Source organism: Conyzicola sp., assembly GCF_046714715.1.
GTDB lineage: Bacteria > Actinomycetota > Actinomycetes > Actinomycetales > Microbacteriaceae > Conyzicola.
Genome location: NZ_JBKKAD010000220.1, coordinates 1 through 21553 on the forward strand (window position 1 = coordinate 1; position 21553 = coordinate 21553).

General features: G+C 67.8%; 19 protein-coding genes, 1 tRNA gene and 1 pseudogene. 17 read left to right on the top strand and 4 right to left on the bottom strand.

Annotated elements, in window-relative coordinates; all coding sequences use genetic code 11:
• The first annotated feature begins 110 nt into the window (after positions 1–110).
• From ACLQ6X_RS17030 to ACLQ6X_RS17060, 7 genes are all read left to right on the top strand, one after another.
• Positions 111–2672 carry a hypothetical protein gene (locus tag ACLQ6X_RS17030; protein WP_411701338.1) on the top strand — a complete coding sequence of 854 codons (2562 nt, stop codon included), beginning with the start codon at positions 111–113 and terminating at the stop codon, positions 2670–2672.
• Positions 2673–2784: 112 nt separating this feature from the next.
• Entirely contained in the window at positions 2785–3894 is a 1110-nt protein-coding gene (locus ACLQ6X_RS17035) for a hypothetical protein (RefSeq protein ID WP_411701339.1), read from the top strand.
• 37 nt (positions 3895–3931) lie between these two features.
• Entirely contained in the window at positions 3932–4960 is a 1029-nt protein-coding gene (locus ACLQ6X_RS17040; RefSeq protein ID WP_411701340.1) for a hypothetical protein, read from the top strand.
• Positions 4961–5117: 157 nt separating this feature from the next.
• Positions 5118–6209, top strand: coding sequence for a WxL protein peptidoglycan domain-containing protein (locus ACLQ6X_RS17045; protein WP_411701341.1), 1092 nt, complete (start codon positions 5118–5120; stop codon positions 6207–6209).
• Positions 6206–6958 (top strand): hypothetical protein, encoded by a 753-nt coding sequence (locus tag ACLQ6X_RS17050; protein ID WP_411701342.1) that lies wholly within the window; start codon positions 6206–6208, stop codon positions 6956–6958. The genes ACLQ6X_RS17045 and ACLQ6X_RS17050 overlap by 4 nt, the downstream gene beginning before the upstream one ends.
• Positions 6955–7944, top strand: coding sequence for a sortase (locus ACLQ6X_RS17055; RefSeq protein WP_411701343.1), 990 nt, complete (start codon positions 6955–6957; stop codon positions 7942–7944). The genes ACLQ6X_RS17050 and ACLQ6X_RS17055 overlap by 4 nt, the downstream gene beginning before the upstream one ends.
• A 159-nt stretch (positions 7945–8103) precedes the next feature.
• Entirely contained in the window at positions 8104–8898 is a 795-nt protein-coding gene (locus ACLQ6X_RS17060; RefSeq protein ID WP_411701356.1) for a phosphate ABC transporter ATP-binding protein, read from the top strand.
• A 45-nt stretch (positions 8899–8943) separates the two neighbouring features.
• Here the strand turns inward: ACLQ6X_RS17060 and ACLQ6X_RS17065 are convergent, their stop codons facing one another.
• A complete protein-coding gene (locus ACLQ6X_RS17065) occupies positions 8944–9435 on the bottom strand; it encodes a MarR family winged helix-turn-helix transcriptional regulator (RefSeq protein ID WP_411701344.1) in 492 nt (163 codons plus the stop codon).
• Positions 9436–9528: 93 nt separating this feature from the next.
• On the opposite strand from ACLQ6X_RS17065, the gene ACLQ6X_RS17070 reads away from it, so the two are divergent.
• The 3 genes from ACLQ6X_RS17070 (at position 9529) to ACLQ6X_RS17080 (ending at position 12353) form a co-directional block, all read left to right on the top strand.
• Positions 9529–9600: transfer RNA gene (locus ACLQ6X_RS17070), tRNA-Gln, on the top strand.
• A gap of 295 nt (positions 9601–9895) precedes the next feature.
• On the top strand, positions 9896–11329 hold the full coding sequence (gene glmU / locus ACLQ6X_RS17075; protein WP_411701345.1) for a bifunctional UDP-N-acetylglucosamine diphosphorylase/glucosamine-1-phosphate N-acetyltransferase GlmU: 1434 nt from the start codon (positions 9896–9898) through the stop codon (positions 11327–11329).
• A 49-nt stretch (positions 11330–11378) separates the two neighbouring features.
• Positions 11379–12353, top strand: coding sequence for a ribose-phosphate diphosphokinase (locus ACLQ6X_RS17080; RefSeq protein ID WP_411701346.1), 975 nt, complete (start codon positions 11379–11381; stop codon positions 12351–12353).
• A 153-nt stretch (positions 12354–12506) separates the two neighbouring features.
• Here the strand turns inward: ACLQ6X_RS17080 and ACLQ6X_RS17085 are convergent, their stop codons facing one another.
• Positions 12507–12872, bottom strand: a complete 366-nt coding sequence (locus ACLQ6X_RS17085) for a hypothetical protein (RefSeq protein WP_411701347.1) — start codon at positions 12870–12872, stop codon at positions 12507–12509.
• 56 nt (positions 12873–12928) lie between these two features.
• Here ACLQ6X_RS17085 and ACLQ6X_RS17090 point away from each other — a divergent pair, with 56 nt between their 5' ends.
• Positions 12929–14263, top strand: a complete 1335-nt coding sequence (locus ACLQ6X_RS17090; protein WP_411701348.1) for a CoA transferase — start codon at positions 12929–12931, stop codon at positions 14261–14263.
• A gap of 100 nt (positions 14264–14363) precedes the next feature.
• On the opposite strand, the gene gndA is transcribed toward ACLQ6X_RS17090, so the two are convergent.
• The gene (gene gndA / locus ACLQ6X_RS17095) at positions 14364–15818 is read right to left on the bottom strand and encodes an NADP-dependent phosphogluconate dehydrogenase (RefSeq protein WP_411701349.1); all 1455 of its coding nucleotides are present in this window, start codon (positions 15816–15818) and stop codon (positions 14364–14366) included.
• 248 nt (positions 15819–16066) lie between these two features.
• Between gndA and ACLQ6X_RS17100 the strand changes: the two genes are divergently transcribed.
• The 4 genes from ACLQ6X_RS17100 to ACLQ6X_RS17115 are packed head-to-tail and all read left to right on the top strand — an operon-like array spanning position 16067 to position 19840.
• On the top strand, positions 16067–16588 hold the full coding sequence (locus tag ACLQ6X_RS17100; RefSeq protein ID WP_411701350.1) for a gluconokinase: 522 nt from the start codon (positions 16067–16069) through the stop codon (positions 16586–16588).
• 30 nt (positions 16589–16618) lie between these two features.
• The gene (locus ACLQ6X_RS17105) at positions 16619–18028 is read left to right on the top strand and encodes a GntP family permease (protein ID WP_411701351.1); all 1410 of its coding nucleotides are present in this window, start codon (positions 16619–16621) and stop codon (positions 18026–18028) included.
• Positions 18029–18032: 4 nt separating this feature from the next.
• Positions 18033–18806 (top strand): SDR family oxidoreductase, encoded by a 774-nt coding sequence (locus tag ACLQ6X_RS17110; RefSeq protein ID WP_411701352.1) that lies wholly within the window; start codon positions 18033–18035, stop codon positions 18804–18806.
• Positions 18806–19840 carry an L-idonate 5-dehydrogenase gene (locus ACLQ6X_RS17115; protein WP_411701353.1) on the top strand — a complete coding sequence of 345 codons (1035 nt, stop codon included), beginning with the start codon at positions 18806–18808 and terminating at the stop codon, positions 19838–19840. Before ACLQ6X_RS17110 ends, ACLQ6X_RS17115 begins: the two co-directional genes overlap by 1 nt.
• An 18-nt stretch (positions 19841–19858) precedes the next feature.
• Here the strand turns inward: ACLQ6X_RS17115 and ACLQ6X_RS17120 are convergent, their stop codons facing one another.
• Complete coding sequence (locus ACLQ6X_RS17120) at positions 19859–20572, bottom strand: FadR/GntR family transcriptional regulator (RefSeq protein WP_411701354.1); 714 nt, start codon at positions 20570–20572, stop codon at positions 19859–19861.
• A 216-nt stretch (positions 20573–20788) separates the two neighbouring features.
• Between ACLQ6X_RS17120 and ACLQ6X_RS17125 the strand changes: the two genes are divergently transcribed.
• The gene (locus ACLQ6X_RS17125; RefSeq protein ID WP_411701355.1) at positions 20789–21412 is read left to right on the top strand and encodes a 50S ribosomal protein L25/general stress protein Ctc; all 624 of its coding nucleotides are present in this window, start codon (positions 20789–20791) and stop codon (positions 21410–21412) included.
• Positions 21413–21414: 2 nt separating this feature from the next.
• Positions 21415–21553 (top strand): annotated as a pseudogene (locus ACLQ6X_RS17130) (aminoacyl-tRNA hydrolase); the annotation flags it as partial.

Below are 21553 nucleotides of genomic sequence, written 5' to 3' on the forward strand. Positions count from 1 at the left end.
TCGGCGGGTAGAGGTAGTTCCGCATCCGTTCATCTGAGCGCCATAGACCGCCAATAATCTCAATCGACTTCACCCGAGAATCCGCTGAGAATTCAGCACTGGAGACCGCTTTGCCCAAACGACCCGCCGCCGGCTCAGGCCGTACCCGACTCATTTCGGGCATCACCGGCGTCTCCACGATGCTCGTCGTCGGAGCCCTCCTCACCATCGGTGGAGTGGTTTTCCCGGCGCAGACGGCGGATGCCGCTGCAGCCCCGAGCGCGGTCACGATCTCGGCGACTCAGCAGGATCCGGACTGGGGAAACTCCCCATTCCCGGACCTCGCCGTCACCGTCTCGCAGACCAAGAACCTCGTCAGCCAGGGGCTGGTAGTCAGCTGGACGGGAGGCAAGAAGTCAACGCCGCCCAACCAGGAGACCGGCGGCGAGAACTTCCTTCAGATCATGCAGTGCTGGGGCGATCTCCCCCAAGAGACGGACAAGCCTCCCGTGGCGGCCGAACCCGACCGCACCACCTGCCAGTACGGCGGATACAACACGCCCGGCACCTCACGCGACAGCAACCGCGGCGACACCAACACCATCGCGCCCGAAGACAAGAACTACAGCGTGAAGAAAGACGGAATCACTTCGGCATACACCTCGATTCCCTTCCGGGCCGCCACCGGAAAGCCTGAAGACATCGTCGAGAACGTAAGGGACGGGCACCGACTCTTCAAAGACGATGGAACGGTCGTCACCACCAACGTCAACGACAACAAATACTTCGGCCCGTACACCACCAACGAAGTCAGCTGGGCGGGCACAGGTAGCGACGGAACGGGATCGGCGAAGATCGAACTGCAGACGGCGGTTCAGTCCGAAGGCCTCGGCTGTGGCACTCCGATCGAGGGCGCAGACGGCACCGTTACGGGTTCGTCGTGCTGGCTCGTGATCATCCCCCGCGGCACCGCGGATCAGGGTGAGCCCGCCATCAAGCAGTCAGGTCTCCTCTGGGACAGCTGGAAGCACAAGCTCGCGATCAAGCTCGACTTCCGTCCGGTCGGAGTGCGCTGCGATATCGGCGCGTCGGAGCGACTCGTATCGGGGAGCGAGCTGGCCGCAGACGCCGTGGCCTCCTGGCAGCCGTCGCTCTGCACCTCGGACGGCGGATCGGTCTACACGCTTCTCACCGGTACCGAGGGCGACGCTGCGCTGGCCGCGAACGGTTCCGAAACGGCACCTCTCGCATTGACCTCCAACGCGCTGGTCTCCGAGCAGGCCGACACTCTCGCGTACGCGCCGATAGCCGTCACCGGTTTAGCCATTGCCTTCGCCGTCGACAGGGAACCCGCAGACAGCGCGGACCAAGCCAGTCAGGACAAGGCGCGGTTGCCCTTCACTAGCCTCAACCTCAACCCGCGACTGGTCGCGAAGCTGCTGACCAACTCCTATCTCGACTCACTGCCCTACGGCGCGAACCGTGTGCACGTCGGGTACGTCAGCAAGGCGGAGCCTGGTCACAACGCCCGCAACATCACATACGACCCGGAATTCCTGGCTATCAATCCCGAGTGGAAGAACCAGGCGCTCGTGAGCCCCTCGCTCGGCGACCTGCTGCTTCCGCAGGGGCGGTCGGACGGCGCGACCGCACTGTGGACCTACGTCACCTCAGACGCTGCGGCATCCGAATTTCTCGCCGGAACGCCGGACGAATTCGGCATGATCGTGAACCCCTACAGCTCGACGGAAGCGTCCAAAAACAAGACCGGCACCGCGATGAGTCTGCCCCGCGACGACTTCCCCAAGGCCGATCCGATCGAACAGCCGGCCGACGGCGGCGCCGACCCGATCAACCTCGTGACCTGGCGGCCGTATTCGAACAGCTACGAGGCGAGCGGAAACCTCGTGCTCAACGGAAACGGGCAGGTACTCGGCGGGTGGAACCCGAACGATAGACCGCCGCGTTACGCAAAGCCCACCCGTAGCTTGCCGGGCGTACAGCGCGTGCTCGGGCTGACCAACACGGCGGCTGCCGCCAAGTACCAGGTCTTCACGGCGGCTCTGCTCAACCCCGCGGGGGAGTACGTCACGCCGACTATCGATTCCATGACCGCGGGAGCCGCGGCGATGACCGCCTCGGCAAGCCAGGCGCAGGTCTACGGCTTCGACCCTCGGTCGGAAGCGGCCAGAGGCGCGAAGACGGCCTACCCGCTCACGCTCCCGGTCTACGCGGCCGCCAGCCCGACGATGACGGACGCTGGCGTGCGAGCCTCGTACGCCGACTTCATCAGGTACGCGGTGACCGACGGTCAGCGCAAGGGCACCGAGCCGGGTCAGTTGCCCGAGGGATACGCACCCATTCCTGCAGGATGGAAGGCACAGGCGCTCGCGGCCGCAACGGTGATCGAGTCGCCTCCCGCGCCCGTGGCCGCTCCAGCTCCTGTCGCTCCGCCCGCCGCCGTGGCGCAGACTAAGCCTGCCCCGGTCGGGTCACTGGCTCCTGCAGCCGTTGCTCCCGCGGCGCCGACCGCCACCGGTGAAGCCGTTCTGGCACTCGCCGGCAAAGCAACGCCCGACGACCCCGCCGCCGCCGCCGCGCTGCAGAACGCGGTTCCCGGAAGCGTTCTCGCCGGCCTGCTCTCCGCTCTACTCGTTCCCGGAATCACCCGCATGAAGAGGAAACGCCTCTGATGCCCACACTCTTGCCAGCGTCTGAGACGGCACCTAGTAACTCAGCAGCTACAAGTCGAAGCGGCCGCGCTCGCGGATGCTCGGTAAACCCCCTTGAAAGGATCGCACCCTCGTGAAGATCAAGAAGATCGTTGCACTGAGCACCGTCGCGGGCCTGGCCCTCGCCGGACTCGCATTCACGCCCGCCAACGCCGAGCCCGTCGCCAACAGCTACGTTCTCGTCGGCTCGGACACTCTGCAGGACTCCACCAATGCTTTGACCAATGGCACGAACGCCAGCGGTTCGTTCCTTCGCGTCACCTCCGGCGGCGCCACTCTGGGTAACTTCGACGCCTTCGGCGGCGCGGCAATCCAGACCAAGCCGAACGGTCCGTACTTCGGCCGTCCCGCTGGCTCCGGTGCGGGCGTCAACGCGCTGCGCGCCTCGATCACCGGCAACCCGTACTCCGCCGGTGGAACGAACACCACCCCCGCCAAGGTCATCACCGGCCAGGTCGACATCGCCCGTTCGTCGAGCGGTCCCGGCGCCAACGCCAACGCCGCCGGCCAGCTGCTCTACGTGCCCTACGCGCGTGACGCCGTTGCATACGCGTACAAGGGTGGAACGGCCGCTTGGGCCACGCTGACCCCTGTGCAGCTCAAGCAGGTCTTCGACGGAACGCTGACCACGATCGACGGCGCTGCGATCAAGCCGCGCCTTCCCCAGGCCGGCTCGGGTACGCGCAACTTCTTCCTCCCCGCCATCGGCTACGCCTCCGGCACGACGGTGGCCCCCGGTGTTTCGGATGTCGGAAACGCCACCGCTGAGAACGACGCCACCGTGCTCGCCGAAGGCGAGATCATCCCGTTCTCCGTCGCCAGCTGGGTCGCCCAGGCCAACGGCGTGACCGGTTTCAACTCCACGACCGCCACCGGTGTTCAGCTCGGTAGCCCGATTGCCGGCACCACCCCCTTCACCGGCACCGCCCCCGCGCTCGTTCCCAGCGCAACCTACTACGCGAACACCACGTTCGGCCGCGACACCTACCTTGTTGTCGAGCAGTCGCGCGTCGTCTCCGGTGGCGCAAAGTACGACGCCGGCCTCGCCGCTCTGGTGAGTGGCACCGCATCCAGCCTCAACAACTTCGGTTCCGCCGCCAGCACCCCCGGCGCCGTCAAGAAGAAGTTCGGGTTCCTCGCTCCCTCCACGACGACCGCGCAGCGCGCGTACCTCAACCTGTAGAACAACCCAGCCATCACCTCACTCGAAAGGCATGATCATGAGTTTCACTAAAACCAAAATCGCTCTAGCCGTCGGCATCGCGACAGCACTCGTCTCTGGCGTTGCGGTCACGTCCGCCTTCGCCGTAGAGTCCAACGGTTCGACCGTCGCCCTGTACCAGTGGAACACCGACACGGAGTCGCTCGTCGCTCCCGGCACGGTCGTCGCATGGGACCAGGCTTCGTTCGGTGCCCCGAGCAAGACGGACATGAACGAGGTGTTCATCGGATCCGCTGACGCGACAGACGTGACGACGTTCATCTCGCCGCGTGGCCAGGAGAACACCGTCTCCGCGTGGACTGCGAACTCGAACGGAGGATTCATGCCCGGAACCAAGAACGTCCTCCAGGTGAATGTCTCCCCGTCGGGCATGCTCAAGGGCCAGTTCCAGTCGATCAAAGACAACGGTGGCCAGTTCAGCATCGGTTTCGCCTTTGTGAAGAACAACGGCCTGCAGATCGCTGACGCTGGAGTGGTCTACCACTACATCACCGTCCAGCCCGGTGGAAACTACACGTTCGAAGACCCCACCACCGCCGCTCCCGTCGAGCCCGCTGCCGGCTCCGCCGACATCAACCTCTCGGCGACCACCGTGGCCGCTGCTGAGGGCGCGCTCAGCCTCGTCGTTCCCGCTGGCACCACGGCCACGATCGGTAACCCGACCCTGGTCAACAACCAGTCGACCTCGACCGGAACCCTGGGCGACATCACCGTCAAGGACGAGCGTTTCCAGACCCACAAGGGCTGGACGCTCACGAGCACCGTCGCCGACTTCGTCGCTGGCAACAGCACGATCCCGGCGTCGCAGCTTCTCGTTACGCCCAAGGTGGTCGGCACGCCGATCGCGGGCGTTGTGGCAGCAGCCGCTGGTGCCGCGACGAAGGTCGGACGCCCGTTCGCCGAGGCAAGCGACGGCGCGACCGTCGGAGACACCGTGCTGAACGCAGACCTCAAGTTCGTCGCTCCGTCGACGGCTGCGGCCGGCGTGTACACCTCGAAGATGACGCTCACGCTCACCTCGAAGTAACACCCTAGAAGGGGAGGGGCCGCGCACAGCGGTCCCTCCCTTTTTTGCGTCGCCAATCGGGTGTGAATGAGGGGCTCCCGTTCACATCTGGTTCAGCAGCGGGAAGCTTGCAGGCCAACTGGCGATGCGTGAATGTACTGTGCACAGCATCCCCCTCTTGGCGCGCCGTCTTGCCCGCGGTTCCGTCGTAATCACAGCGGCCCTCATCGTCGCGTCGGGCCTCAGCATCGGTTCCACCGCGCTGCCCGCCCACGCCGACGACACCGACGGAATATCCGGTACGCCGGCGAGCGAGACCGGCCCCGACGGTCGCAGCCGCTTCAGCTACGAAGCCGCCCCTGGCCAGCAGCTCACCGACAACTACAGCGTCAGCAACACGGGCACGACCTCGCAGACGATGCGTGTGTTCTCGACCGACGCGTTCAACACGGAGGACGGCGCCTACGGCCTGCTCGAGACCGACGCCCAGGCCATCGATGCCGGCGCCTGGGTCACCTTCGAGAACGGTGCGAAATTCGTCGACGTGCCGCTGGCGGCCGGCGAGTCGAAGCTCGTTACGTTCACTTTGACGGTTCCCGCGGATGCTTCGCCAGGCGACCATGCCGCGGGCATCGTAACGTCGGTCACCTCGCCACAGGGACAGATCCTCGTCGACCGCCGCGTGGCCACTCGCCTCTACGTGCGCGTCCCCGGCGACCTGCAGGCGGCCCTCACGGTCGGCAGCATCTCGTCGTCGTACCAGCCGACGATCAACCCGCTCGACGGAACGACCACCATCACCTTCACCGTGCGCAACTCGGGCAACATCGCGCTCGGCGGCAACATGCTCATGGGCGTGAACACCTACTTCGGGATCAGCGCTGCCCCGATCGTGCGCGAAGAGCTCGCCGAGATGCTGCCGCGTTCGACGCGGGTCGTCACCATCGAGGTGCCGGGCGTAGCCCAGTTGGGTTATCTCAACTCGTATGTGTCGCTCGCGCCCACCCTCGCGGAAAACGTGACCAGCCCCGGACCGCTCGCCGTGGTCGACCGTGACACGGTCGCCATCGCGATGCCGTGGTGGCTCATCATCCTGCTCGTAGTCGGCGGCGCGATCTACCTCTTCCTGCGCATCCGCCGCCGCATCGACGCCAAGCGCGCCGAAGAGTGGGTCGCGCACATGGAGGCGGAAGCCCGCCGCAAACTCGAGTCCGACGGCAAGGGCGAGCTCGTGGCATCCGGAACACCGACAGACGGAGACGCACGATGATGCGACGCACCGCGCGCCGTGGCGCCACCGTCCTGCTTCTCGGCACCGCCGGACTGGTCGCGACGATGGCCTTCGGCTCGTCGGCCGCGCTCGCCTCCGTCACCGACGACGACGACGGAATCGGTATCACGATCGAGGTCACCCCCGGACCCGTGGCACCCGCACCGGCGGGAACGACGACGCCGGCCCCCGCGACGAGCCGGCCGTCCACGCCGACGAAGCCCGCCGCCGACGTCGTCGCGCCCGTCACCGAACCCGCCGTGCCCGCCGACGGCGAGGTCGACCTGGGCGGCATCCTGTTCGTGAGCGGGCTCACCTCGGTCTACGACTGGTCGATCAACCCGCTCGACGGCGCGACCGAGACGAGCTTCACCGTGCGTAACGTGTCGAAGAGCACCTTCAGTTCGACCGTGCGCTTCTGGGCCGACGGACCGCTCGGCAACCGACTCAGCGAGGTCACCGACGTCAAAGTCACCGACCTCAAGCCCGGCGAAACACGCACCCTCGAGGCGCGACTGGGCGGAATCGGGCAGTCGACATTCGTGCAGGTACACGCCACGCTCACGCCGCCGAAGGTGGTCGACGGTGTCGAGCTCGATTCGATCACGCGTGACCAGTTCGTCGTGATCCCGCCGTGGGGCGTCGCCTCGCTGGGCGGGCTTGGCGTGCTCGGATTCGCGGTCTACTCGCTCATGCAGTTCTTGGGCCGTCCGATGATGCCGTTCCGCCTCGGTGGCGTGCCCGCATGACGTTAGAACTGGAGAAGGCGATCGAGGAGTCGCCGACTCCCGCCGGAAGACCCCCGCGCCCGCCCCGCACCCCGAAACAGCAGCGTCCACCCCTCCCGCCGCGTCGCGCGCCGCGGCCGCCGAAAACGTATGCGCCGCTGACCCCGCGGATGATGCTCGTGCGCGGCTCGCTGATGATCGTCGCCGCGCTGCTGTTCTCGTTCGTGGCCAACGTGATGGTGCTCAGCCAGGTGCAGAACCTCGTGTCGCAACAGCTGCTCTACAACGAATTCCGCCAGCAACTCTCCGACGGTACCGCCCCCGTGAGCGAGGGCAACTTCGACGACGTGCTGCTCGCCGACGGCGACCCGGTGGCCGTGATCGACATCCCCCAGCTCGACGTGCACGACGTCGTCGTCGAAGGCACCTCGGGCGACGCGCTCAAGGCCGGACCGGGTCATCGCCGCGATACCGTGCTCCCCGGACAGCAGGGAGTCAGCGTGCTGATGGGCCGCGCGGCAGCCTACGGCGGCCCGTTCGGACGGATCCAGGAACTCGCGCCCGGCGATTCGTTCACCGTGCGCACCGGCCAGGGCAAGCATGTATTCGAGGTTGTCGGAGTGCGGTACGCGGGAGACCCCACGCCGGCCTCGCCGAAGGCGGGGGAGAGCCGTCTCATCCTGCAGACCGCCCGCGGCGCGTCGTTCATCCCGGCCGGAATCGCCTACGTCGACGCCCAACTGCGCAGCGAGGTGCAGGCGAGCGGTCAGCGCCAGACGACCTTCGCCACCCTGCCGCCGCAAGCCCAGGCGATGGCCACCGACCCGACGACGGTGTGGGCGCTCGTCTTCGCCCTGCAGTTCCTGGTCGTGGCGCAGCTCGCCGCCGTCTGGGCCTACCGGCGCATCGGTGCCCAGAAGACCTGGGTCGTATTCGTGCCCGTCGGCGTTCTCGCCGTGATCTTCGTGAGCAACCAGCTCACCCTCCTCCTCCCGAACCTGCTCTAGAACCGCCCCGCGAATCGAGTGACCATGACCGACCCCAAGCCCAACGACGACCTCACCCAGGTGCTGCCCGTCGCGCGACCCCGCGCCATGGCGCTCGCCGTCACCGAACGCATGCGTCGGCCGAAGGCGACGAAGCCCGACGACCAGACGACCTCGACGATGGTGCTCGAACGCCCGCCGCTCGCGACCCTCGAGGCCCGCAACATCTCGGCATGGTTCGGCGACCACCAGGTGCTCGACCGGGTCTCGCTCGAGATGCCGGCCGGCGTCATCACCTCGCTCATCGGGCCCTCGGGTTGCGGCAAGTCCACGTTCCTCCGCATCCTGAACCGCATGCACGAACTCGTGCCCTCTGCCAGCCTCGCCGGCGAGGTGCTCATCGACGGCGTCGACATCTACGACGTGGAGCGCAAGCTCGTCGACGCACGCAAGAGCATCGGAATGGTCTTCCAGAAGCCGAACCCGTTCCCGGCGATGTCGATCTACGACAACGTTCTCGCCGGCCTCAAGCTCACCGGAACGCGCGCCGACCGCGACCGCCGCGACTACCTCGTCGAGAGCTGCCTCACCAAGGCGGGTCTCTGGAAAGAGGTCAAGGACCGCCTGCGCGCACCCGGCGGCGGACTCTCCGGTGGCCAGCAGCAGCGTCTCTGCATCGCGCGTTCGCTCGCGGTGACACCGCAGGTGCTGCTCATGGACGAGCCCTGCTCCGCCCTCGACCCGACGTCGACGCGCGTGATCGAGGAGACGATGCTCGAGCTGGCGCAGGATGTCACGATCGTGATCGTGACCCACAACATGCAGCAGGCGCAGCGGGTGTCGACGCAGTGCGCGTTCTTCCTCGCCTCGCAGGGCACCCCCGGCGCCATCGTCGAGCACGGCGACACCGAGGCGATGTTCTCCGAGCCGGTCGACGAGCGCACCTTCGACTACGTCAACGGCCGCTTCGGATAGGTCTCGATACGTCGCTGGCGCTCCTACTCGACCAGCGTGGGGCGCTCAGTCGAAGTCGAGGCTGAGCTTGCGCAGCAGCCCGGCGAGCCGTTCCTGGTCGACCGGGGAGATGGCCTCGAGCAGTTCGGCCTCGGCGGTCACCAGTTCGGCGATCGCGACATCCACTCTCTCGCAGCCGTCTTCCGTCATCACCACGAGGATGCCGCGCCCGTCGTTCGGGTCGGTGCGGCGTTCGACGAGCCCGCGCTGCACGAGCCGGTCGATGCGGTTGGTCATGGTGCCGCTCGACACGAGGGTCTGCTGCAGCAGCGACTTCGGGCTCAGCTGGTAGGGGGAGCCGGCGCGACGCAGCGCCGAGAGCACGTCGAACTCCCACGAGTCGAGGTCGGATGCCGCAAAAGCCGTGCGCCGGGCCCGGTCGAGGTGGCGGGCCAGCCTCCCGACACGGCTGAGCACCTGGAGGGGCGTGAAGTCGAGATCGGGACGCTCGCGCTGCCACGCATCGACGATGCGGTCGACCTCGTCGTTTGTGGGCATTGACCTATTATCTGGGGTCTGCGCGAAGCGGCCGTCTCGGGCGGCTCCGCGATCTGGCAGAATTGACGAGCGCGCAGGCCCTGCCTCGCGCGATCCGCCTTAGTGTAATGGCAGCACGACAGCCTTTGGAGCTGTTCGGTCTAGGTTCGAATCCTGGAGGCGGAGCAGTCAAAAGAGCCAACGATTTGGCTCTTTTGAATGCTCCGGCGTCTGAGTAACTCCGCAGCGGCAGGTACTGACCGCCGAGAGCAACTTTCCAAGCCTCGCCCACCTCACCCACCTCGCCCACCTCGCCCTTCCGTCGGCCTCACCGTCTGCGCCATCCTGGGACGTCTGCGGCCGCGCGCCGCTGCGCACGTGACCCGGAACTGCGCAAACACCGGCCCGCCCGGGTTTCGATACGGTCGCTGCGCGACCTACTCAACCAACACGCCCCGCGCGATGCGGCAGAATGAACAGCATGACTGACGCCCAGCTCGCCGTAATCGTTCTCGCCGCCGGTCAGGGAACCCGCATGAAGTCGCAGCGGCCCAAGATCCTGCACGAGATCGCCGGCCAGCCGCTCATCGGCCACGTGCTCGGCACCGTGCACCAGCTCGACCCGGCCCACGTGCTCGCGGTCGTGCGCCACGAGCGGGAGGCCGTCTCGACCATGATCACCGGGCTCAGCCCCGACGTGATCATCGTCGACCAGGACGACATCCCCGGCACCGGCCGCGCGGTCGAGGTGGCGCTCGACGCCCTGCCCGCCGGGTTCGACGGCGACGTCGTGATCGTGAGCGGAGACGTGCCCCTGCTCGACGCCGACACCCTCGCCGGACTGCTCGCAGCCCACCGTGCCGACGCGGCATCCGCAACTCTGCTCTCGGCCATCCTCGACGACGCGACCGGCTACGGCCGTGTGGTGCGCGACGCGTCGGGAGCGCTCGACCGCATCGTCGAGCAGAAGGATGCCGCGGCGCACGAACTGGCCATCACCGAGATCAACTCCGGCACCTATGTCTTCGGGGTGCAGGCACTGCGCGCGCAGCTCGCCCTCGTGGGCACCGACAACGCCCAGAACGAGAAGTACATCACCGACGTGGTCGGCCTGCTGCGCACTGCCGGTGCCACGATCAGCGCCGTCGCCGTGTCCGAGCCGTGGCGCGTCGCAGGGGTCAACGACCGCGTGCAGCTCGGCGAGGCCGGACTGCGTCTCAACCAGCTCATCGTGCAGCGCCACCAGCGCGCCGGCGTCACCATCCAGGACCCGGCAACGACCTGGATCGACACCGACGTGTCGATCGCGCCCGACGTGGAGATCCTCCCGGGCACCCAGCTCAAGGGTGCGACGAGCATCGCTACCGGCGCCAAGATCGGCCCCGACACCACCCTCGTCGACTGCGAGGTCGGCGAGAACGCCACCATCGTGCGCACCGACGCCACCCTCGCGGTGGTCGGCGCCGGCGCGACCGTCGGCCCGTTCGCCTACCTGCGTCCGAACACCGTGCTCGGTGTGAAGGGCAAGATCGGCACCTTCGTCGAGACCAAGAACTCCACGATCGGCGACGGCAGCAAGGTGCCACACCTCAGCTACATCGGCGACACCACGGTGGGCGTCGAGTCGAACGTGGGGGCCGGAACGATCACCGCGAACTACGACGGCGTGAACAAGAACAAGACGGTCGTGGGATCCCACGTGCGCTCGGGCTCGCACAACGTGTTCGTCGCCCCGGTTACAATTGGCGACGGAGCCTATACCGGCGCCGGCACCGTTGTCCGCAAGGACATCCCCGCCGGGGCGCTCGGGGTGAACGTGGCTCCGCAACGCAACATCGAAGGCTGGGTCGACAAGAACCGGGCGGGCACTGCGGCGGCCACTGCGGCCGCGGCGGCGAACGACGGCGACGAGTAACCCCCACTCTTTCAAGAATTTCAGGCGAGTCGAACAGAGAGCGGGAACCGTGTCCGAGATCAAGCAAACCGGACAGAAGAAACTGGTGATCGTTTCGGGTCGCGCGCACCCGCAGCTCGCCCTCGATGTCGCCGCCGCCCTCGAGACCAGCGTCGTGCACACCGATGCCCGCACCTTCGCGAACGGCGAGATCTACGCCCGTTACGACGAGAGCGTGCGCGGCGCAGACGTGTTCGTCATCCAGTCGATGCCCGCGCCGCTGAACGAGCACGTGATGGAGTCGCTCATCATGGTCGACGCGCTCAAGCGTGCCTCGGTCAAGCGCATCACCGTCGTCGTGCCGTTCTACCCCTACGGCCGCCAGGACAAGAAGGGCCGCGGCCGCGAGCCGATCAGCGCCCGCCTGATGGCCGACCTGTACAAGGCCGCCGGCGCCGACCGCATCATGAGCGTCGACCTGCACGCCGCTCAGATTCAGGGCTTCTTCGACGGCCCGGTCGACCACCTCTTCGCCATGCCCGTGCTGCTCGAGCACTTCAAGAAGCTCGACAACACCACGCTCACCGTGGTCTCGCCCGACATGGGCCGCGTGCGCGTCGCCGACATCTGGAGCGACAAGCTCGGCGCCCCCCTCGCCATCATCCACAAGCGCCGCGACCCGCTGGTGCCGAACCAGGTCTCAGTGCACGAGATCGTCGGTGAGGTCGAGGGCCGCGTCTGCCTGATCGTCGACGACCTGATCGACACCGGCCGCACCATCGCCAAGGCCGCGCAGGCGCTCAAGGAGGCGGGCGCCCTCGGCGTCATCGTCGCCGCGACGCACGCGGTGTTCTCCGATCCGGCCGTCGAACTGCTGCAGAGCGAGTTCATCGACTCGGTCGTCGTCACCGACACCCTGCCGTTGCCGCCCGAGAAGCGTTTCCCGTCGCTCACCGTGCTGCCGATCGCGCCGCTGCTCGCGCGGGCCATCTACGAGGTGTTCGACGACGGGTCGGTCACCTCGATGTTCGACGGCGCCGCGTAGGCCTGCTGCCGGTCGTAAAAGAGCCGTTTCCGGCCGGATGACGCGTCCGCGGCGGGCTCATCGGGCCGGTTTCGGCTCATCTGAAGGCTCAACCTCCTTCGCAGGCTCAGTCGGCGGTTTCGATACGGGCGCTAGAGCGCCCTACTCAACCAGCTAGCTGCTCTGCGTCGGCACCAGCGGCAGCTGCGGCGGCCCGGGGATCAGCCCGAGCGACACGATGTGCCGGTCGCCGCCGAACGCCCCGTCGCTGTAGCACTCCCAGCCCATGCCGCCCGGTCCGAATACCTCGAAACGGGCATCCGCCCCGCTGTCCCCGGCCACCGAATAGGCGACCCAGACGGCGCACGCCGACTGCGCCGACGACGCGGCGACGCTCCACGTGGTGACGATGCCGGGCAGAATCAGCCCCACGAGCGCGAGCACGACGACCACGCGCATCATCGTGACGGTGCGCTTCGACCGCAGCGGCTTGCCGTCGCCGGGTTCGTAGCCGTTCAACTCGGGGTGTTCGTCGCTCATCGTGCAATTGTCGCAGGGTACTGTGCCCGCGTCGGCCCACTGCCTACAGTGAGCACATGACCGAAGTCGACCTCGTCACGCGCTTCGTCGCGGCGCTCGGCCTGCAGCCCGTTGCCTTCGCCTTCACGGGAGAGTCGTCGCTGCGCTCCGCTTTCGCCGTCTCCGAGTTCGCGGCGGCGGCCGTCGCGACCGCGGGCATCGCCGCGAGCAGGCTGTCGGATGACGCGGCTCCCGTCACCGTCGACCGCGGCCTCGCCGCCGCCTGGTTCGGTGCCGCGCTCACGCCCGTCGGGTGGCAGCTGCCTTCGCCCTGGGATGACCTGGCCGGGGATTACGCGAGCGCCGACGGGTGGATCCGGCTGCACACGAACGCGCCCCGGCACAGGGCGGCGGCCCTCGCGGTGCTCGGCACCCCCGCCGATCGTTCCGCGGTGGAGGCGGCCGTGGCGGCGTGGGCTGGCGACGAGCTCGAGCGGGCCGTCGTCTCGGCGGGCGGATGCGCGGCGGTGATGCGCAGCGCCGAGGGGTGGGCGCGTCATCCGCAGGGCATTGCGGTCGCGAGCGAGCCCCTCGTCAACTGGACGTCCGGCGGCTTCGCGGCCGCCCGCGAGAACTGGCGGCCGACGGGGGAGCGGCCGCTCGCCGGCCTGCGCGTGCTCGACCTGACGCGTGTCATCGCGGGCCCCGTCGCCACCCGCTTTCTCGCCTCGCTCGGCGCCGACGTGCTGCGTGTCGACCCGCCCGACTGGAACGAACCGGCGATCGTGCCCGAGATGACCCTCGGCAAACGGGCCACGCGCATCGACGCGACGACGACCGTGGGGCGTGACGCGCTCGAGCGGCTCGTCGCGCACTGCGACGTGCTGGTGCACGGCTACCGTCCGGGTGCGCTCGACGAGCTGGTCTCGCCGGAGCGCCGCCGCGACCTGCGACCGGGGCTCATCGAGGTGTCGCTCGACGCCTACGGCTGGCGAGGACCGTGGAGCGCGCGCCGCGGGTTCGACAGCGTCGTGCAGATGTCGAGCGGGATCGCGGAGGCCGGCATGGGGTGGGCCGGGGCCGACCGGCCGACGCCGCTGCCGGTGCAGGCGCTCGACCACGCGACCGGGTATCTGGCCGCCGCGGCCGCCCTCGTCGCGATCGGGCGGATGCGCCGCGAGGGCGTGTCGAGTTCGGCCCGCCTGTCGCTGGCGCGCACGGCCCTGGAGCTGCCGTTGTCCCTTCGACACGCTCAGGGAACGGCCGCTGAGCCTGTCGAAGCGCGACCAACCCGCATCGACACCCCGTGGGGCCCGGCCGACCTGCTCGCCTCCCCGCTCACGGTCGGCGACATCGCGTTCAACTACGAACGCGGCCCGACAGAACTGGGTTCTGACGAGCCGCGCTGGTAGTACCTGTGCTGGTTGAGTAGGTCGCTCAGCGACCGTATCGAATCCACGCGAGGGGTTTCGATACGCGCCGTAGCCGGTGCTACTCAACCAGCAATCGTTGTTAGTGGCTGTCGACCGCTTCGATCTCGGTGCGGTCGCCGCTCCACAGGGTGTGGAACGTGCCGTCCATGTCGACGCGCTTGTAGGTGTGCGCGCCGAAGAAGTCGCGCTGTCCCTGGGTGAGCGCGGCCGGCAGGCGGTCGGCGCGCAGGCTGTCGTAGTACGACAGCGACGACGCGAACACGGGTGCCGGGATTCCGGCGTGGGCGGCGTCGGCGACGACGTTGCGCCAGGCCTCCTGCGTCGTGGCGACCACGTCGGTGAAGAACGGCGCCGTGACGAGCGAGACGAGCCCGGGGTTCTCGGCGTAGGCCTCGGTGATGCGGTTGAGGAAGCGGGCGCGGATGATGCAGCCGCCGCGCCAGATCTTCGCGATCTCGCCCTTCTTGATGTCCCAGCCGTACTGCTCGGCACCGGCGACGATGGCGTCGAAGCCCTGCGAGTAGGCGATGACCTTCGACGCGTAGAGCGCCTGGCGCACGCCCTCGATGAAGCCGTCGACGTCTTCGACGGGGTTCGCGGTCGGGCCGGGAAGCGCCGCTGCTGCCGCGCGCTGGGCGGGCTTCGACGACACGGAGCGGGCGAACACGGCCTCGGCGATGCCCGAGACGGGGATGCCGAGGTCGAGAGCGGTCTGCACGGTCCAGACGCCGGTGCCCTTGCTGCCGGCCTGGTCGAGGATGACGTCGACGAGCGGCTTGCCCGTCTTCGCGTCGACCTGGCGCAGAACCTCGGCGGTGATCTCGATGAGGTAGCTCTCGAGCTCGCCCTTGTTCCACTCGGTGAAGATCTCGGAGATCTCGGCGGGCGTCTTGCCGGTGCCACGACGGATGAGGTCGTAGGCCTCGCCGATGAGCTGCATGTCGGCGTACTCGATGCCGTTGTGGATCATCTTGACGAAGTGGCCGGCGCCGTCGGTGCCGACGTGGGTCACGCAGGGCTCGCCGTCGACGACCGCGGCGATCGACTTGAGGATGGGGCCGAGGGTCTCCCACGCCTCGGCGGAACCGCCGGGCATGATCGACGGGCCGAGCAGCGCGCCCTCTTCGCCGCCGGAGATGCCGGCGCCGACGAAGTTGATGCCGGTCTCGCGTACCGCCTTCTCGCGGCGGATGGTGTCGGTGAACAGCGCGTTGCCGCCGTCGACGATGATGTCGCCAGGCTCGAAGACCTCGGTGAGCGCGTCGATCACGGCGTCGGTGCCCTTGCCGGCCTGCACCATGATGATCGCGGTGCGCGGCTTCGAGAGCGACGCGGCGAATTCCTCGTACGACGAAGCCGGGAGGAACTCGGCCTCGGGGTGCTCGTCGAGCACCGTCTGGGTCTTCTCGTACGAACGGTTGAAGATCGCGACAGTGTTGCCTTCGCGGGAGGCGAGGTTGCGGGCGAGGTTCGAGCCCATCACCGCCATGCCCACTACGCCGATGTTTGCCTGGGCCTGGGTGGCTTCTGCCATGGGGGTATTTCTCCTTGCAATCACGCGGGAAATTGGTTTTGCAGCCGTGACCGACGGGCCACGGCACGCTCTCTCAGACTAAAGCAAGGCTTGCGCGCGGTGCCGGACTGTGACGAAGCTCGCTGGAACGCAAAAGTTGCGCACCGGCGTATCCCCGCATACGATCGCCTATTAAGTCTGACTTATGCGGGACGCTCGCAGCTGTTGTCAGACGTAATGACGCGTCGACATCCAGCAAAGGAGCCTTCATGCCCACGAGCTATCCACCCCTGATCGTGATGGGGGTCTCCGGTTCGGGAAAGTCGACCATCGGCCTCGCTCTCGCCACCGCACTCGGTCTCGACTTCATCGACGGCGACGACCTCCATCCCCGCGCCAACAAAGAGAAGATGGCGGCCGGCCACCCGCTCGACGACGAAGACCGCGCCCCCTGGCTCGAGATCATCGCCGAGCGCATTGGCGCCGAACTGGTCGAGGGCAACCCGATCGTCGTCGCCTGCTCGGCGCTCAAGCGCCGCTACCGCACGCAGCTCGTATCGCACGCGCCCAGCGCCGTGTTCGTGCACCTCTCGGGGCAGCGCGGCATCATCGCGGAGCGCCAGGCGCACCGGAACCACGAGTACATGCCCAACAGCCTGCTCGACTCGCAGTTCGCGACGCTCGAGCCCCTCGAGGCCGACGAGAGAGCCATCGTCGTCGACCTCGCCCAGACTCCGGACGAGATGGTCCGGTTCGTAAAAGAGAAGCTCGCCGACTTCACTGTCGCCTGAGTTCAGCCCCATTCACCAGTTAGGACAAAGATGACCGACATCGAACTCGTGTGGCAACTGCCCACGTGGGGACTGCTGCTGATCGCGCTCGGCGCGATCGCACTCCTGCTCTTCCTCATCATCGGGGCTCGCATCCACGCGTTCCTCGCCCTCATCGTGGTCAGCCTTGTGACAGCGATCGCCACGGGGGTGCCGGCCAACCAGATTGTTCCGACGCTGACGTTGGGCTTTGGCTCGACACTCGCCACCGTGGCGCTGCTCGTCGGTCTCGGGGCCATGCTCGGCCGCATGCTGGAGACCAGCGGTGGCGCGCAGGTGCTCACCGACGCCCTCATCCGCAAGTTCGGCGAGAAGCGGGCACCCCTCGCGCTCTCGATCGCCTCGCTCATGATGGGTTTCCCGATCTTCTTCGACGCCGGTCTCGTCGTGATGCTGCCGATCATCTTCGCGGTGGCCCGTCGCCTCGGCGGTTCGCTGCTGCTCTACGCCTTCCCCGCCGCCACCGCGTTCTCGGTCATGCACATCTTCGTGCCCCCGCACCCCGGCCCCGTGGCCGCGACCGGCCTGCTCGGCGCCGACGTCGGCCTCGTGCTCGTGTTCGGCCTGCTCGTCGCCATCCCGACCTGGTACATCGTCGGTTACAAGTTCGGTGGCTGGGTCGGCCGTAAGTACGACATCGCGATCCCGAACATCCTCTTCGGCTCCAAAGACGACGGTGTCGCGGAAGAGTTCAAGTCGTCGCCCAAGCTCGGAACGATCGTCTTCCTCCTGCTGCTGCCGCTCGTTCTCATCTTCATGAACACGGGCCTCAACGCCCTGGCCACGGCCGAGGTGGTCTCGCTCGACAACGGCATCGTGCAGATCCTGCGCCTGCTCGGCGAGACACCGATCGCACTGCTCATCACCGTGTTCTTCGCCATGTGGCTGCTCGGCTGGAGGCGCAACAAGAAGGCGACGCTCGTCGAGAGCATCGTCGACAGCGCCCTCGGTCCGGTGTGCGCGATCATCCTCATCACGGGTGCCGGCGGAATGTTCGGTGGCGTTCTCCGCGCCAGCGGCATCGGCAACGCCATCGCCGACTCCCTCGACGCCATCGGCCTGCCGCTCATCGTCGCCGGCTTCGTCATCGCGGCCATCGTGCGCGTCGCCCAGGGTTCGGCGACGGTGGCGCTCACCACCGCGGCCGCCCTCGTGCAGCCCGTCGTGCAGGGTGACTCCAGCCTCAACCCGGTGGAACTCGCCGCCATCGTGCTCGCCCTCGCGGCCGGTTCGGTGTTCGCGGGCCACGTCAACGACTCGGGCTTCTGGCTGGTCAGCCGCTTCTTCGGCATGGACACCCAGACGACCCTCAAGACGTGGACCGTCGGCCAGGCGCTCGTGGGTGTCTGCGGCTTCGTGTTCGCCCTCGCGATCTTCCTCGTCGCCGGCGCGGTCGGCTAACGCCATGGGTTCGAACCTCTTCGACCTCGGCGGGCGTATCGCGCTGATCACGGGTTCCAGTCGGGGAATCGGCAAGGCCATCGCGCGCGGTCTCGCCGAGGCCGGCGCCACGGTCGTACTGCACGGTAAAGACGAGCGCCGTCTCGCCGAGACGACCGCCGAGTTCGAGGCGGAGTTCGGTGCGGCCGTCGTTAGAAGCGTCGCGTTCGACATCACCGACGCCGAGGCGGTGGCCCGTGGCATCCGCTCGGTCGAGTCCGAGGTCGGGCCCGTCCGCATCCTCGTCAACAACGCCGCGGTGCAGCACCGGGTCTCGCTTCTCGACCTCGACGTCGACGACTGGGACCGGGTGCTGCGCACCAACCTCACGAGCGCGTTCCTCGTCGGGCGGGAGGTCGCGCGCGGCATGATCGAGCGCGGCGGCGGCAAGATCATCAACGTCGCCTCGGTGCAGACCGATCTGGCGCGTCCGACCATCGCCCCGTACACGGCGTCGAAGGGCGGCGTGCGCAACCTCACCCGGGCGATGACCGCCGAGTGGGCCGAGCACGACATCCAGGTCAACGCGATCGCGCCCGGCTACATTCACACCGAGATGACGCAGAACCTGGTCGACGACGAGTCGTTCAACTCGTGGATCGTCGGCCGCACCCCCGCCCATCGCTGGGGCACGACGGCCGACATCGTGGGGCCCGCGGTGTGGCTCGCGTTCGACGGCTCGAACTTCGTGAACGGCCAGGTCATCTTCATCGATGGCGGAATGACGGTGGTGGTGTGATGAACGACACGAATCTCGCGGTGGTCGCCCACGGCAAGGACGACCTGCGAGTCGACGAGTTGCCCGCGCCCACGCCGGCCCCGGATGAAGCGGTGGTACGCATTGCGTACGGGGGCATCTGCGGTTCCGACCTGCACTACTGGACGCACGGTGCGGCGGGGGAGTCGATCCTGCGCGAGCCGATGACCCTCGGGCACGAGGTGGTCGGCACGGTGCACACCGCTGCGGCCGACGGCTCCGGCCCGGCGGTCGGTGCGGAGGTGGCCGTGCACCCGGCTACACCCAAGCCCGTCGAGGGCGTGCGCTATCCGGAAGCCCGGCCGAACCTGGCGCCCGGCACCAGCTACCTGGGCAGCGCCGCGCACCATCCGCACACCGAGGGCGCGTTCGCCACCTTCGTCGCGCTGCCGACCCGCATGCTGCGCGTGCTGCCCACCGGGCTGTCCCTGCGCGGGGCGGCGCTCGTCGAACCGGCGAGCGTCGCGTGGCACGCCGTCGGCCGTGCGGGCGACGTCGCGGGCAAGTCGGTGCTCGTCGTCGGCACCGGTCCGATCGGCGCGCTCGTGATCGCCGTGCTCAAGCGCGCGGGTGCGAGCCGCATCACCGCGGTCGACCTGCACGAGACCCCGCTGCGCATCGCCCGCGAACTCGGGGCGACCGACACCATCCTCGCCACCGACGTCGACGCGATCGCCGCGGTTCAGGCCGACGTGGCGATCGAATCGTCGGGCAACTACCGCGGCCTCGCGTCGGCCGTGCGTGGTGTGACCCGCGGGGGTCGCGTCGTAATGGTCGGCCTGTTGCCGTCCGGCGAGCAGCCGGCCCTCATCAGCCTCGCCATCACGCGTGAACTCGAACTGGTCGGGTCGTTCCGTTTCGCCGACGAGATCGACGACGTGCTCGCGGCGCTTGCCGACGGAACGCTCAACGTCGATCCCATCGTGACGCACGAGTTCGCGGCATCCGAGGCTCTCGAAGCGTTCTCTGTGGCGCTCGACGCATCGGTCAGCGGCAAGGTGCTGCTGCGGTTCTAGCTGGTGCGCTTCTGACCGCTAGTGTCCGGGGCGGGGCACGTCGTGCCAGACGTGCTCCACCTCCGACACGGTGCGCCGCATGATGCGGTCCATCGCGGCGCGCGCGTCGATCTCTCGCCCGCCCTGCACCGCGTCGGCCACGTCGACGTGCCACTGCAGAGCCTCCTCGTGCGGGCGGGAGGGCATGAGGCCGAGCGTCGTGCGGCCGCGCAGGATCGCGGCGATCATGCCGTCCATCGCCGCGAACATCTCGTTGCCGCTCGCGCGCAGCACGAGGGAGTGGAAGTGGATGTCGAGCTCGAGAAACGCGTCGAGGTCGCCGGAGCGACCGACAGTGCGCATGCGGGCGGCCGTGCCGAGCAGTTCGGCCGACTGCTCGTCGGCGGCGTGCTGGGCCGCGAGTTCGGCGGCCATCGGCTCGACCGCGGTGCGCAGCTCGGTGAGCGAGCGCAACTGCGCGCCCTGCCCGGGGCCGGTGACACGCCAGGCCACCACCTGGGGGTCGAAGACGTTCCATGCGCCCTCGGGCAGCACGCGGATTCCGACGCGCTTGACGCTCGTCACGAGGCCGAGCGACTGCAGCACGCGCACCGCCTCGCGGATGACCGAGCGACCCACCCCGAGCTCGATCGCGAGCTGGTCGGCGAGCACTGTGGTGCCGGCCACGAGCCTCCCGTCGACGATGCGGCGACCGATATCGTCGACCGCGCGACTGTGGAGACTGGAGGACATCTTTGAAGGATAGCCGTGCCAACGCGGGCGAGATCGCTAAAGCCTGCCTCGCCGTGTAAGCTTGGCGGCTGTACTTCGGCGAGGGATGCATTGCATCCGTGATCGACGCGGTGGAGCGGGCATCGGCCATTCGGCCTCACGTCTTCCTCACGCTGACATATGCGTTCGAGTTGAAAATTCACGTGGGCCACCGGTCCCGTCACAAGGAGATAAATCATGGCTCAGGCCGAAATCAGCAACCACCTCGTTACCGAGATCCGCGAGAGCTTCGGCAAGGGTGCGGCTCGCAAGATCCGCGCCGTCGGCAAGATCCCCGCCGTCATCTACGGACACGGCACCGAGCCGCAGCACGTCACCCTGCCGGGCCACGAGGTCAGCCTCATCCTGCGCAAGTCGAACCAGATCCTCGAGCTCGACATCCAGGGCAAGGTCCAGCTCGCGCTGGTCAAGGACGTTCAGAAGGACCCGGTTCGCCAGATCATCGAGCACATCGACCTCATCGTCGTGCGCAAGGGCGAGAAGGTCACCGTCGACGTGACCATCCACCTCGAGGGCGAGGCCGCACCCGGCACGCTCGTCAACCAGGACTCCAACTCGGTGTCGCTCGAGGCCGAGGCCACGCACATCCCCGAGTCGATCGTCGTCAACATCGAGGGCAAGGAGGCCGGCTTCCAGCTCTTCGCCAAGGACCTCGAGCTGCCGACCGGTTCCTCGCTCATCACCGACGAAGACGTGCTCATCGTCGCGGTCTCGACCGCCAGCGAGCAGGACCTCGGCGAGGACGACGCAGCAGAGGCCGAGGGCGACGCCCCCGCCGCTGAAGAAGCAGCCGCGGAGTAATCCTGCCTGACGACGCAACACCCTGGCTTGTAGTCGGGCTCGGTAACCCCGGGCCCGGCTACGCCGGCAATCGTCACAACGTGGGACAGATAGCCATCGCGGAACTCGCGCACCGGGCATCCCTCACTTTCAAGAATCACA

What these genes read in the sequence shown, in the direction of transcription:
- ACLQ6X_RS17040 (WP_411701340.1), top strand. Translation starts at nt 3,932, where the DNA reads ATGAGTTTCACTAAAACCAAAATCGCTCTAGCCGTCGGCATCGCGACA.
- ACLQ6X_RS17050 (WP_411701342.1), top strand. Translation starts at nt 6,206, where the DNA reads ATGATGCGACGCACCGCGCGCCGTGGCGCCACCGTCCTGCTTCTCGGC.
- ACLQ6X_RS17055 (WP_411701343.1), top strand. Translation starts at nt 6,955, where the DNA reads ATGACGTTAGAACTGGAGAAGGCGATCGAGGAGTCGCCGACTCCCGCC.
- ACLQ6X_RS17060 (WP_411701356.1), top strand. Translation starts at nt 8,104, where the DNA reads ATGGTGCTCGAACGCCCGCCGCTCGCGACCCTCGAGGCCCGCAACATC.
- ACLQ6X_RS17065 (WP_411701344.1), bottom strand. Translation starts at nt 9,435, where the DNA reads ATGCCCACAAACGACGAGGTCGACCGCATCGTCGATGCGTGGCAGCGC.
- glmU (WP_411701345.1), top strand. Translation starts at nt 9,896, where the DNA reads ATGACTGACGCCCAGCTCGCCGTAATCGTTCTCGCCGCCGGTCAGGGA.
- ACLQ6X_RS17085 (WP_411701347.1), bottom strand. Translation starts at nt 12,872, where the DNA reads ATGAGCGACGAACACCCCGAGTTGAACGGCTACGAACCCGGCGACGGC.
- ACLQ6X_RS17090 (WP_411701348.1), top strand. Translation starts at nt 12,929, where the DNA reads ATGACCGAAGTCGACCTCGTCACGCGCTTCGTCGCGGCGCTCGGCCTG.
- gndA (WP_411701349.1), bottom strand. Translation starts at nt 15,818, where the DNA reads ATGGCAGAAGCCACCCAGGCCCAGGCAAACATCGGCGTAGTGGGCATG.
- ACLQ6X_RS17100 (WP_411701350.1), top strand. Translation starts at nt 16,067, where the DNA reads ATGCCCACGAGCTATCCACCCCTGATCGTGATGGGGGTCTCCGGTTCG.
- ACLQ6X_RS17105 (WP_411701351.1), top strand. Translation starts at nt 16,619, where the DNA reads ATGACCGACATCGAACTCGTGTGGCAACTGCCCACGTGGGGACTGCTG.
- ACLQ6X_RS17110 (WP_411701352.1), top strand. Translation starts at nt 18,033, where the DNA reads ATGGGTTCGAACCTCTTCGACCTCGGCGGGCGTATCGCGCTGATCACG.
- ACLQ6X_RS17115 (WP_411701353.1), top strand. Translation starts at nt 18,806, where the DNA reads ATGAACGACACGAATCTCGCGGTGGTCGCCCACGGCAAGGACGACCTG.
- ACLQ6X_RS17120 (WP_411701354.1), bottom strand. Translation starts at nt 20,572, where the DNA reads ATGTCCTCCAGTCTCCACAGTCGCGCGGTCGACGATATCGGTCGCCGC.
- ACLQ6X_RS17125 (WP_411701355.1), top strand. Translation starts at nt 20,789, where the DNA reads ATGGCTCAGGCCGAAATCAGCAACCACCTCGTTACCGAGATCCGCGAG.